The organism is Aliivibrio sp. S3MY1, assembly GCF_028765575.1.
Lineage (GTDB): Bacteria > Pseudomonadota > Gammaproteobacteria > Enterobacterales > Vibrionaceae > Aliivibrio.
Genome location: NZ_JARACO010000018.1, coordinates 63,424 through 76,292 on the forward strand (window position 1 = coordinate 63,424; position 12,869 = coordinate 76,292).

General features: G+C 42.4%; 9 protein-coding genes. 1 reads left to right on the top strand and 8 read right to left on the bottom strand.

Annotated features, from left to right (window positions below; genetic code table 11):
* Positions 1-46: 46 nt before the first annotated feature.
* A complete protein-coding gene (gene rsd, locus PVK62_RS12605; protein WP_274442294.1) occupies positions 47-529 on the top strand; it encodes a sigma D regulator in 483 nt (160 codons plus the stop codon).
* Between the two features lie 215 nt (positions 530-744).
* Here the strand turns inward: rsd and rpoC are convergent, their stop codons facing one another.
* The 8 genes from rpoC to secE all read right to left on the bottom strand — a co-directional run bounded on the left by rpoC (position 745) and on the right by secE (position 12,637).
* On the bottom strand, positions 745-4,950 hold the full coding sequence (rpoC, locus tag PVK62_RS12610) for a DNA-directed RNA polymerase subunit beta' (protein ID WP_274442293.1): 4,206 nt from the start codon (positions 4,948-4,950) through the stop codon (positions 745-747).
* A 71-nt stretch (positions 4,951-5,021) separates the two neighbouring features.
* The gene (gene rpoB / locus PVK62_RS12615; protein WP_274442292.1) at positions 5,022-9,050 is read right to left on the bottom strand and encodes a DNA-directed RNA polymerase subunit beta; all 4,029 of its coding nucleotides are present in this window, start codon (positions 9,048-9,050) and stop codon (positions 5,022-5,024) included.
* Between the two features lie 232 nt (positions 9,051-9,282).
* Positions 9,283-9,651 (bottom strand): 50S ribosomal protein L7/L12, encoded by a 369-nt coding sequence (gene rplL / locus PVK62_RS12620; RefSeq protein WP_130043791.1) that lies wholly within the window; start codon positions 9,649-9,651, stop codon positions 9,283-9,285.
* A gap of 55 nt (positions 9,652-9,706) precedes the next feature.
* Positions 9,707-10,201: a 50S ribosomal protein L10 gene (gene rplJ, locus PVK62_RS12625; RefSeq protein ID WP_274442290.1), complete on the bottom strand. Its 495-nt coding sequence runs from the start codon at positions 10,199-10,201 to the stop codon at positions 9,707-9,709.
* 244 nt (positions 10,202-10,445) lie between these two features.
* Positions 10,446-11,150: a 50S ribosomal protein L1 gene (rplA, locus tag PVK62_RS12630; protein WP_274442288.1), complete on the bottom strand. Its 705-nt coding sequence runs from the start codon at positions 11,148-11,150 to the stop codon at positions 10,446-10,448.
* A 4-nt stretch (positions 11,151-11,154) separates the two neighbouring features.
* Positions 11,155-11,583, bottom strand: coding sequence for a 50S ribosomal protein L11 (gene rplK, locus PVK62_RS12635; RefSeq protein WP_274442286.1), 429 nt, complete (start codon positions 11,581-11,583; stop codon positions 11,155-11,157).
* Between the two features lie 118 nt (positions 11,584-11,701).
* A complete protein-coding gene (gene nusG, locus PVK62_RS12640; RefSeq protein ID WP_060992739.1) occupies positions 11,702-12,247 on the bottom strand; it encodes a transcription termination/antitermination protein NusG in 546 nt (181 codons plus the stop codon).
* Positions 12,248-12,259: 12 nt separating this feature from the next.
* Positions 12,260-12,637, bottom strand: coding sequence for a preprotein translocase subunit SecE (gene secE, locus PVK62_RS12645; protein WP_274442282.1), 378 nt, complete (start codon positions 12,635-12,637; stop codon positions 12,260-12,262).
* Between the last annotated feature and the right edge of the window lie 232 nt (positions 12,638-12,869).

The window sequence follows — 12,869 nt, forward strand, 5'->3', positions numbered from 1 at the left end:
AGATATAAGACGTTGGTTTATTGCTTGCAACTACAAGGATATCGTTATGCTTACTAAACTAAATCAATTCCAAGAACAATGGGGTGGGAATAACGATGTTATTGACCACTGGCTCTCTACTAGACAAGATTTGTTGGTTGAATACTGTAAATTAGCAGGGCTTCCACCATTTGAAAATTCAGCGACCTCTCTGCCTTCTTTTTCTTCCATTCAAGACTTTACCCAGCATCTGATTGATTACATTTCAGAAGGACACTTTAAAATCTACAATATGGTTATGGCAAAGTGGGATGCTACAGGATTCTCTCCAACTGAGGAAATGAGCCACTCCTACGCAAACATCACTAAAACGACGGATCCTATTCTTAATTTTACGGATAAATATGCCAAGGAAGATGAAGAGCTTCTGCTAGTCGATTTTGATAACGATTTTTCAACTCTCGGTGAGATTATTGAAGCAAGATTTGAGTTGGAAGATAGGCTTATAGAGCAAATATCAAGTAGCCTAGCACATCCTCCGGGGGCATAGGATACATGGTGTGCGTATTTGCAAAAAATAGGATTTTCTTTGCTGTCTCAATTTTCTAGATGCCATAATCCTTGATTTATACCTTTAACAATAAGGTGGATCATGGCCTCTGCAAGTAGCCTCTATCGTTCAATATTAAATCACTAGATATTTAATGCGTATAAAAAAAGCCCTGCATCTCTGCAGGGCTTTTTATTTAGCGATTATTAAATCAATTACTCTTCAGAAGAGAAACCTGCATTTAATAGTGCAGCTAAGTTGTCCGTCGCTTGCTCAGCAGATGGAGCTGATTGCTCTGCTACTTTTTGCTTTTGACGTTCTTGGTGGTAAGCGAAACCTGTACCCGCTGGAATTAGACGACCAACGATTACGTTTTCTTTCAGACCACGTAGTTCATCACGCTTACCAGAAACCGCAGCTTCAGTAAGTACGCGCGTCGTTTCTTGGAACGATGCAGCAGAGATGAACGACTCAGTAGCAAGAGACGCTTTAGTAATACCTAGTAGATCACGAGCGAAACGTGCTGGTTGTTTGCCTTCTGCTTCAAGCAGACGGTTTGCAATCGTTACGTTAGCGAATTCTAGTTGCTCACCTTCAAGGAAAGTTGAGTCACCAGAATGTGTAATCGTACACTTACGTAGCATTTGACGAACGATAGTTTCAATGTGCTTATCGTTAATCTTAACGCCTTGTAAGCGGTAAACTTCTTGAACTTCGTTAGTGATGTATTCAGTAACTGCATGGATACCACGTAAACGTAGGATATCATGTGGAGTTTCTGGACCATCAGAGATAACGTCACCACGTTCAACTTTATCACCATCAAAGATGTTAAGTTGACGGTGCTTATGAATCATTTCTTCATAAACTTCGCCGTTATCGTCACGAGTGATCAATAAGCGTACTTTACCTTTAGTTTCTTTACCAAACGCAACAATACCTGCGTGCTCAGCAAGGATTGCTGGCTCTTTAGGTTTACGAGCTTCAAATAAGTCCGCAACGCGTGGAAGACCACCGGTAATATCTTTAGTACCACTTGAAGCTTGAGGTATACGAGCTAGTGTTTCACCGATACCTACGTTACCGCCATCTGCAAGGTTAACAATCGCCTTACCAGGTAGGAAGTATTGTGCTGGCATTTCAGTGCCAGGGATCATGATGTCACGACCATTCGCATCAACAAGTTTCACTGTTGGACGCATGTCTTTACCAGCAGAAGCTCGCTCAGCCGCATCAAGGATTACAATTGAAGATAGACCAGTTAACTCATCAGTTTGAGTTGTGATCGTAACACCATCAATCATGTCCACGAATTGAACTTGACCTTGTACTTCTGTGATGATTGGCATTGTATGCGGGTCCCAAGAAGCGATCTTATCGCCTTGAACCACTGCATCACCATCTTTCTTAGAAAGAATAGTACCGTAAGATAGCTTATAGCTCTCTTTCGTACGGCCATGCTCATCAATAACTGTTAATTCAGATGCACGAGAAGTAATAACTAAATTACCTTCGCCATTTGTTACGTACTTAGCATTATGAAGTTTAATCGAACCAGTCGTTTTAACTTGAATGCTGTTGTCTGCTGCTGCCGTAGATGCCGCACCACCGATGTGGAACGTACGCATCGTTAGCTGTGTACCAGGTTCACCGATTGATTGAGCAGCGATAACACCAACTGCCTCACCTTGGTTTACCATGTGACCACGAGCCAAGTCACGACCGTAACAGTTTGCACAACAACCGAAGTCAGCTTCACAACTTACTACAGAACGTACTTTAATTTGGTCAACAGAGTTATCTTCTACGATTTGACACTGCTTCTCATCAAGAAGCGTGTTACGTGGAAGAAGGATCTCATCTGTACCAGGTTTCAATACATCTTCAGCAACCACACGACCTAGAACACGCTCGTGTAGAGGCTCTTTAACATCACCACCTTCAATTAGAGGGATCATGGTCACACCTTCGTATGTACCACAGTCATCTAAGTGAACAACTACATCTTGAGCAACGTCTACTAAACGACGAGTCAGGTAACCTGAGTTCGCTGTTTTAAGTGCAGTATCGGCAAGACCTTTACGCGCACCGTGCGTTGAGATGAAGTATTGGTTTACGTTTAGACCTTCACGGAAGTTCGCCGTGATCGGTGTTTCGATGATTGAACCATCTGGTTTCGCCATCAGACCACGCATACCTGCTAGCTGACGAATCTGAGCTGCAGAACCACGAGCACCTGAATCGGCCATCATGTAAACGCTGTTAAACGATTCTTGTTGCTCTTCTTCACCATCGCGGTTAAGCACAGTTTCTGAAGACAAGTTATCCATCATCTCTTTAGCAACTTGTTCGTTCGTTGCTGCCCAGATATCGATAACTTTGTTGTAACGTTCGCCCGCAGTTACAAGACCAGATTGGTACTGTTCTTGAATTTGCTTAACTTCTTCTTCTGCATCAGCCACTTTAGTGTACTTAGCATCAGGAATAACCATGTCGTCGATACCAACAGACGCACCAGACAATGCTGCGTATGCGAAACCTGTGTACATGATTTGGTCAGCAAAGATTACGGTCTCTTTCGAACCAAGAGTACGGTATGCTTCGTTTAGTAGGTTAGAGATTTGCTTCTTACCTAACTTCTGGTTAATGATGCTGTAAGGTAGACCTTCAGGAACGATCTGCCATAGCATTGCACGACCAACAGTCGTATCAACCAGTTTAGTTTCACGAGTTTCAATACCGTTTTCATCACGAAGTACTTCTGTGATTCGAACCTTAACGCGAGCATGTAGCTCTGCACAACCTGTACGGTATGCTTTCTCAGCTTCAGCAAAACCTTCAAGGTACATGCCTTCGCCTTTCGCGTTAATTTTGTCACGTGTCATGTAGTACAGACCTAATACAACATCCTGAGAAGGAACGATGATTGGGTCGCCTGATGCTGGCGACAGAATGTTATTCGTCGACATCATTAGGGTACGTGCTTCTAATTGAGCTTCCAGAGTTAGAGGTACGTGTACCGCCATCTGGTCACCATCGAAGTCGGCGTTATATGCCGCACACACTAGTGGGTGAAGCTGAATTGCTTTACCTTCGATTAGTACTGGTTCAAACGCTTGAATACCAAGACGGTGAAGTGTTGGTGCACGGTTAAGCAGTACTGGGTGTTCACGAATTACGTCATCTAAGATATCCCAAACGATCGCTTCTTCACGCTCTACCATTTTCTTAGCAGCTTTGATTGTCGTAGCAAGACCACGACCTTCTAGTTTGCTGTAGATAAATGGCTTAAATAGTTCAAGTGCCATCTTCTTAGGAAGACCACACTGATGTAGACGAAGGTATGGACCTACTGTAATTACAGAACGACCAGAGTAATCTACACGTTTACCAAGCAAGTTCTGACGGAAACGACCTTGTTTACCCTTGATCATATCAGCAAGAGATTTCAGAGGACGCTTGTTAGAACCTGTAATCGCACGACCACGACGACCGTTATCAAGCAGCGCATCAACAGACTCTTGCAGCATACGTTTTTCGTTACGTACGATGATGTCTGGTGCAGCTAGGTCTAAAAGACGCTTCAAACGGTTGTTACGGTTAATCACACGACGGTATAAATCATTTAGATCAGACGTAGCAAAACGGCCGCCATCTAGTGGTACTAGAGGACGAAGATCTGGCGGAAGTACTGGTAGAACAGTTAAGATCATCCACTCTGGGTTATTACCAGATTGAACGAATGCTTCTACAAGTTTCAAACGCTTAGTCAGTTTCTTACGTTTTGTTTCAGAGTTAGTTGTTTCTAGCTCTTCACGCATGTTCTCGATTTCAGCTTGCATGTCCATAGAACCAAGCAAGTCTTTAATCGCCTCAGCACCCATTTTAGCTGTGAATTCGTCACCGAACTCTTCTAGCTTATCAAGGTACTCTTCTTCTGAAAGAAGTTGGCTGCGCTCTAAATCAGTCATACCTGGCTCTGTAACCACATATGATTCAAAGTAAAGTACACGTTCGATATCACGTAGAGGAATGTCCATTAACAAACCAATACGAGATGGAAGTGACTTAAGGAACCAGATGTGTGCAACAGGAGACGCAAGTTCAATGTGGCCCATACGGTCACGACGAACTTTAGTTTGCGTTACTTCTACGCCACATTTTTCACAGATAACACCACGGTGCTTCAGGCGCTTATATTTACCACATAAGCACTCGTAGTCTTTAACTGGGCCAAAGATACGTGCACAGAAAAGACCGTCACGTTCTGGCTTAAAGGTACGATAGTTGATTGTTTCTGGCTTTTTAACTTCACCAAAAGACCATGAACGAATTTGGTCAGGTGAAGCAAGACCGATTTTGATTGCATCAAATTCTTCAGTCTTATGTTGTGCTTTCAGAAACTTTAATAAGTCTTTCACATTCGGCTCCTGTAAGGAGAAAAAAGGCGCTCGGCGAGCGCCTTATATTCTACCGGACAATCTCAATGAGATTATTCTTCGTCTTCTAACTCGATGTTGATACCAAGTGAGCGGATTTCTTTCAACAATACGTTGAATGATTCTGGCATACCTGGTTCCATACGATGATCGCCATCTACGATGTTCTTATACATCTTAGTACGACCGTTCACGTCATCCGACTTAACGGTTAGCATTTCTTGTAGAGTATATGCAGCACCATATGCTTCAAGTGCCCATACTTCCATCTCACCGAAACGCTGACCACCGAACTGAGCTTTACCACCAAGTGGTTGCTGAGTTACAAGGCTGTAAGAGCCGGTAGAACGTGCGTGCATCTTGTCATCAACTAAGTGGTTTAGTTTTAGCATGTACATGTAACCAACAGTTACAGGACGCTCAAACGCATCACCAGTACGACCATCAAACAGTTTCAACTGACCAGACTCTGGCAGATCAACAAGTTTTAATAGCTCTTTAATTGATGCTTCTGGAGCACCATCAAAGATTGGTGTTGCGATTGGTAAACCACCGCGTAAGTTCTTAACTAATGTACGAACTTCGTCATCAGACAATGCAGCGATGTCTACTTCTTGGCGAGTTTCACCAAGATCGTATACTTTTTGTAAGAAGTTACGGAACTTATGTAGTTCTTGTTGCTCTTTAAGCATTTGGTTGATCTTATCACCAACGCCTTTCGCAGCAAGACCCATATGAACTTCAAGGATTTGACCGATGTTCATACGAGAAGGTACACCCAGTGGGTTCAGTACGATATCTACTGGCTGACCTTTTTCATCATAAGGCATGTCTTCAACAGGGTTGATCTTAGAGATTACACCCTTGTTACCGTGACGACCCGCCATCTTATCACCAGGCTGAATACGACGTTTTACCGCTAGGTAAACTTTAACGATTTTCAGTACGCCCGGTGCAAGATCATCACCTTGAGTGATCTTACGACGTTTAGTTTCGAATTTCTTATCGAACTCTGCTTTAAGCTCATCATATTGCTCAGCAAGCTGCTCAAGTTGATTTTGTTGAGATTCATCATCAAGAGTGATTTCTAACCACTGCTTACGATCCATCGCATCAAGCTTAACTTCAGAAGTACCTGCAGCAAGTAGAAGTGTGCGAACACGTGCTAATAAGCCACCCTCAAGAATCTGGAATTCTTCAGTGATGTCTTTCTTAGCTTCTTTAAGCTGCATTTGTTCGATTTCTAGAGCACGTTTGTCTTTTTCAACACCATCACGAGTAAATACTTGTACATCAATGATAGTACCTGAAACAGAGTTTGGTACACGTAGAGAAGAATCTTTAACATCAGATGCTTTTTCACCGAAGATAGCTCGTAGTAGCTTCTCTTCAGGAGTCAGTTGAGTTTCACCTTTAGGCGTTACTTTACCAACTAGGATGTCACCACCCTTAACTTCAGCACCAATGTAAACAATACCTGATTCATCAAGTTTAGACAGTGCAGCTTCACCTACGTTAGGGATATCTGCAGTGATCTCTTCTGAACCAAGTTTAGTATCACGAGCCACACAAGATAGTTCTTGAATATGGATTGTCGTGAAACGGTCTTCCTGAACTACACGCTCAGATACAAGGATTGAATCCTCGAAGTTATAACCATTCCAAGGCATGAACGCGATACGCATGTTCTGACCAAGTGCAAGCTCACCAAGATCCGTTGAAGGACCATCAGCAAGTACATCACCACGAGTTACAGGTTCACCAGGAAGTACTGTAGGACGTTGGTTGATACACGTATTTTGGTTAGAACGAGTGTACTTAGTTAAGTTGTAGATATCGATACCAGCTTCGCCAGGTACCAATTCTTCTTCGTTCACTTTAATAACGATACGAGAAGCATCTACTGACTGAACCATACCACCACGTTTAGCAACAGCAGTTACACCTGAGTCAACAGCTACATTACGTTCAATACCAGTACCAACTAAAGGCTTATCAGCTCTTAGTGTAGGAACGGCTTGACGTTGCATGTTCGCACCCATTAGGGCACGGTTCGCATCATCGTGTTCTAGGAACGGGATAAGCGATGCAGCTACAGATACAACTTGGTTTGTCGCGACATCCATGTATTGGATGTGTTCACGTGGGTGCAGTCCAGATTCACCTTTCTGACGAGCGATGATTAATTCATCAGCGAAAGTACCTTCTTCTGTTAACACGGCATTCGCCTGTGCAATAACAAAAGTACCTTCCTCGATAGCAGATAGGTAATCAACATCTTCAGTAACAACACCATCAACAACACGACGGTATGGAGTTTCTAGGAAACCATACTCGTTACATTGTGCAAATGCTGACAATGAGTTAATTAGACCGATGTTTGGACCTTCAGGTGTTTCGATTGGACATAGGCGACCGTAGTGAGTCGCGTGTACATCACGAACTTCGAAACCAGCACGCTCACGAGTTAGACCGCCAGGACCTAATGCAGAAATACGACGCTTGTGCGTAACTTCTGACAATGGGTTATTCTGATCCATAAACTGAGATAGCTGTGAAGAGCCAAAGAATTCTTTAACTGCAGCTGAAATCGGCTTAGCATTGATAAGATCTTGAGGCATGATCGCATCAAGGTCACCAAGACTTAAGCGCTCACGAACAGCACGTTCTACACGAACTAGACCAACACGGAATTGGTTTTCTGCCATTTCGCCAACAGAACGAATACGACGGTTACCAAGGTGATCGATATCATCAACCTCGCCTTTACCGTTACGAATATCGATCAGCTTACGCATAACCTCGATGATATCTTTCTCATCAAGAATACCATTACCTTCGTCATTATCACGGCCAATTGAGCTATTAAACTTCATACGACCAACAGTCGATAAGTCATAGCGATCTTCAGAGAAGAATAGGCTTTCAAATAATGATTCAGCAGCTTCTTTTGTTGGTGGCTCGCCTGGGCGCATCATTCGGTAAATTTCAACTAGAGCCGATAGACGGTCAACAGTTGAATCAGCACGTAATGTGTCTGAAATGTATGCACCATGATCAAGATCATTGGTAAATAATACTTCGATCTTCTTATGGCCAGCTTGAGATAAATTAGCAAGATCTTCTAAGCTAAACTCTTGGTTAGCCGCGATAATGATCTCACCTGTGTCTTCATTCACATAATCGTGAGAAGCCACTTTACCTACGATATAATCCACTGGTACTTCGATATAATTTACTTCGTCTTTCGTCAATTGACGAATGTGACGCGCAGTAATACGACGACCGGCTTCAACATAAACCTTGCCGTTCGATTCGATATCGAATGTTGCAGTCTCACCACGTAAACGCTCAGGAAGTAATTCCATCATTAGCGTTTGATCTTTCACTTCAAATACAACTTTATCAAAGAATAGATCTAAGATTTCTTCTGTTGTCTTACGAAGTGCACGTAAGATGATCGTTGCTGGTAATTTACGACGACGGTCGATACGTACGAATAAGTTATCCTTAGGATCAAATTCGAAATCTAACCATGAACCACGGTAAGGAATTACACGTGCGTTATAAAGAACTTTACCAGATGAATGGGTTTTACCCTTATCGCTGTCGAAGAAGACACCTGGGCTGCGGTGCAGCTGGGATACGATAACCCTTTCAGTACCATTGATTACAAAAGTACCGTTGTCTGTCATAAGCGGAATTTCGCCCATGTAGACTTCTTGTTCTTTAATGTCTTTTACCGTGCCTGCAGGTGCATCTTTATCATACACAACTAAGCGTAATTTAACGCGTAGTGGTGCAGAATATGTAACACCGCGGATTTGACATTCTTTAACATCAAATTCTGGCTCACGGAGATTGTAGCTAACGTATTCTAGCTTAGAGTTGCCGTTGTAGCTCTGAATTGGAAAAACAGAACGGAAAGCAGCCTCAAGACCGTATTGCCCTTCAGGATCTTGCTCGATAAACTTAGTAAAAGAATCAAGCTGGATCGATAGCAAGTATGGTATGTCCAACACTTGTGGACGCTTACCAAAATCCTTACGGATGCGCTTTTTCTCTGTATAAGAGTAAACCATGGGGTTCCTCAGCTCGCTGATAAGTGACCCGAACCGTCCGCCTTCGAAAGGTTGGGACAGTGACTAATAACACTGTTTTCTGTAGGACATAATCTCTGATTGAGACTATGTTTTTTGCTCGGATATAGGGACTTTAAACAGTGTGAAATTCCCCTAAACCCTACAGCGCAAAAAGGCCGGTGGTTAATAAACCACCAGCCATTAGCCGTTAGGCTATGAAACTAAGTAATAATTACTTGATTTCAACAGTCGCACCAGCTTCTTCTAGCTGTGCTTTAAGACCTTCAGCTTCAGCTTTATCAACGCCTTCTTTTAGAGGTGCTGGAGCTGAGTCTACAAGACCTTTAGCTTCTTTCAGGCCAAGACCTGTAGCGCCACGTACTGCTTTGATTACAGATACTTTGTTTGCGCCAGCAGAAGTTAGGATAACGTCAAATTCAGTTTGCTCTTCAGCAGCGTCGCCTGCAGCTGCGCCACCTGCAACTACTGCAGCAGCAGCAGAAACACCAAATTTTTCTTCCATAGCTTCGATAAGCTCAACAACTTGCATTACAGACATTTCTGCAACTGCGTCTAGGATTTGCTCGTTAGTAATAGACATAACAATTCTCTTTTAAGTCAACAATAATTTATTTTGTAATCAAATAAAGCAGGGCTTATGCCGCAGCTTCTTCTTTTTGATCACGAACAGCAGCGATAGTACGTACCAGTTTAGCAGCAGAAGCTTCTTTCATGCACATCATTAAGCGTGCGATAGCTTCGTCGTAAGTTGGTAGTGTCGCTAGTACATCAGCATCAGTAACTACGCCTTCAAATGCAGCAGCTTTGATCTCGAAGTCTTTATTCTCTTTAGCAAAGTCTTTAAAAAGACGTGCTGCAGCACCAGGGTGCTCGTTAGAGAATGCAAGTAGAGATGGACCAGTAAATGTGTCTTGTAGACATTCATACTGAGTACCTTCTACTGCACGACGTGCTAAAGTGTTACGAACAACTCTCATGTAAACACCCGCTTCACGCGCTTGTTTACGTAGAGAAGTCATCGCGCCAACAGTAACGCCACGAGAATCAGCTACAACTGCAGAAAGTGCACCACTGGCTGCTTCGTTGACTTCAGCAACAATTGCTTTTTTGTCTTGAAGATTTAAAGCCATTTGGATTAACCTCTGGTTGTGATTACACCACTCACTACAAAATTGTAGGAGAGTAATTACGATGCATTCCCAGAAAACCAATTTTAAAAACTAGTTTTTAGTTCGGGCACCGTCTACGCAGGATTTATTAAGCTCTTTCGAGCGCCTACGGTCTTGGACGGAGACTATTTAATTAAAAATCAAATAGCCCCAACCATAAATTTGATAGGCGGAAAATTATACATGAATTTCCCACCTTTGCAAATTAGTTTGTTTGTGTATTTAGAGTCGCTTGATCTAAAGATACACCAGCACCCATTGTAGTAGAGATGCTTACCTTCTTCACGAAAGTACCTTTCGCTGAAGTTGGTTTTGCTTTCTTCAGTGCAACTAGAAGAGATTCTAGGTTCTCTTTAAGTTGAGCAGCATCAAAGTCCACTTTACCAATAGTAGTGTGGATGATGCCGTTTTTGTCGTTACGGTAACGAACCTGACCAGCTTTAGCATTTTTAACTGCTTCAGCAACGTTAGGAGTTACAGTACCAACTTTAGGGTTTGGCATAAGACCGCGAGGACCTAGGATTGTACCTAGTTGACCAACAACGCGCATTGCATCTGGAGAAGCAACAACAACGTCAAAGTTCATTTCGCCTTTCTTAACTAGTTCAGCAAGATCTTCCATACCTACTAGATCAGCGCCTGCTTCTTTAGCTGCTTCTGCGTTTGCACCTTGAGTGAACACAGCAACACGGATATCACGACCAGTACCGTGAGGTAACACAGTTGCACCACGTACGTTTTGATCTGATTTACGTGCATCAATGCCAAGGTTGATAGCAACATCAACACTTTCATTGAATTTAGCAGTAGCTAATTCTTTAAGAAGAGCAACAGCTTCGTTGATTTCGTAGTCTTTAGTAACTTCCACTTTTTCGCGGATATTACGCATACGCTTAGTAAGTTTAGCCATTTTATTAACCCTCTACCACTAGACCCATTGAACGAGCAGTACCAGCAATTGAACGCTTCATAGCTTCAATGTCAGCACCAGTCATGTCCGCAGCTTTAGTTTCTGCGATCTCTTGTATTTGAGCGTCAGTAATAGTACCAACTTTCTCAGAATTTGGACGACCAGAACCAGACTTAACGCCAGCAGCTTTCTTTAGAAGAACAGCAGCAGGTGGAGTCTTAGTAATAAACGTAAAAGAACGGTCGCTGTATACAGAGATAACAACTGGAGTAGGTAGACCTTTCTCAACAGATTCTGTTCTTGCGTTAAACGCTTTACAGAATTCCATGATATTCACACCGTGTTGACCTAGAGCAGGACCAACTGGTGGACTTGGGTTCGCCATACCTGCTGCAACTTGCAGTTTGATATAAGCTTCAACTTTCTTAGCCATAATATTTCCTAATTTTGGGTTCAATCGCCATCCAACTGGATTAGCTCCCCGTTAACAAAAACGCGCGAAATTATAATAATAATTCGCGCGCTTTACAATAGCTTTGATGATTTTTCGATCAGTTTTTTTCTACTTGGCTAAACTCTAGTTCAACTGGAGTTGCACGGCCAAAGATAGAAACAGATACTTTGATGCGACTCTTCTCATAATCGACTTCTTCAACAGTACCGTTAAAGTCAGCAAATGGGCCTTCTGTAACACGAACCACTTCACCAGCTTCAAATAACGTCTTAGGACGAGGAGCTTCGCTCGCTTGTTCAAGACGATTCAAAATAGCATCCGCTTCTTTATCTGTGATAGGTGCTGGGCGATCTGAAGTACCACCAATGAATCCCATAACACGTGGAATACTACGTACCAAGTGCCATGATTCATCATTCATGATCATTTGCACTAACACGTAACCAGGGAAAAATTTACGTTCGCTTTTACGACGTTGACCGGCACGCATTTCTACCACTTCTTCAGTTGGTACAAGTACTTCGCCAAATAACTCTTCCATGTTATGAATTTTAATATGTTCGCGTAGCGATTGTGATACACGACCTTCAAAACCTGAAAAGGCTTGAACTACATACCAACGTTTCTTTGGAGCTTCACTCATGATCACTTATCCTCAAACACCTGTGATTAAGCCAATTAGTCTTACCATGATACCATCAATACCCCATAAAATAAGGGCCATAACGATACATACAGCAAGAACAATGAAAGTTGTCTGTGTTGTTTCTTGGCGTGTAGGCCAAACAACTTTACGTACTTCCATTCTTGATTCACGAGCAAATGCAATTGCAGTTTGACCTTTTGCTGTGAAAGCAGCAATACCACCAGCAGCAGCAATTAATGCAACTACACTGGCAGCTCGAATAACAACAGACAGATCAGCTAGTAAATAATTACCAATTACCGCAGCAGAAAGTAGAACTAAAACTAGTAACCACTTAATTGTATCAGCTGCGCCTGAAGTTTCTGTCGTCTCAGTATTTGTTTTCATAAACCAACCTGTGACATAACTAAAATCATTTTCCATCATTAGACAGAAATTCAAAAACAAGAGTAAATATACCCTACTCTCTTCATCCTATAAACCAGCTATTTGCTAATTTGTCTGCGCTGTACTCTATATTTTCTTATTAATTCAGAAGAAAAATAAAACAACACACAATACAACGCAGAAAAAGGGCATCAAATGATGCCCTTTTTACTAGTACTTCGTCAAATCTTAC

Bases quoted from the DNA above. Each gene is read 5' to 3' on its own strand.
- rsd (WP_274442294.1), top strand. From the start codon at position 47: ATGCTTACTAAACTAAATCAATTCCAAGAACAATGGGGTGGGAATAAC.
- rpoB (WP_274442292.1), bottom strand. From the start codon at position 9,050: ATGGTTTACTCTTATACAGAGAAAAAGCGCATCCGTAAGGATTTTGGT.
- rplL (WP_130043791.1), bottom strand. From the start codon at position 9,651: ATGTCTATTACTAACGAGCAAATCCTAGACGCAGTTGCAGAAATGTCT.
- rplJ (WP_274442290.1), bottom strand. From the start codon at position 10,201: ATGGCTTTAAATCTTCAAGACAAAAAAGCAATTGTTGCTGAAGTCAAC.
- rplA (WP_274442288.1), bottom strand. From the start codon at position 11,150: ATGGCTAAACTTACTAAGCGTATGCGTAATATCCGCGAAAAAGTGGAA.
- rplK (WP_274442286.1), bottom strand. From the start codon at position 11,583: ATGGCTAAGAAAGTTGAAGCTTATATCAAACTGCAAGTTGCAGCAGGT.
- nusG (WP_060992739.1), bottom strand. From the start codon at position 12,247: ATGAGTGAAGCTCCAAAGAAACGTTGGTATGTAGTTCAAGCCTTTTCA.
- secE (WP_274442282.1), bottom strand. From the start codon at position 12,637: ATGAAAACAAATACTGAGACGACAGAAACTTCAGGCGCAGCTGATACA.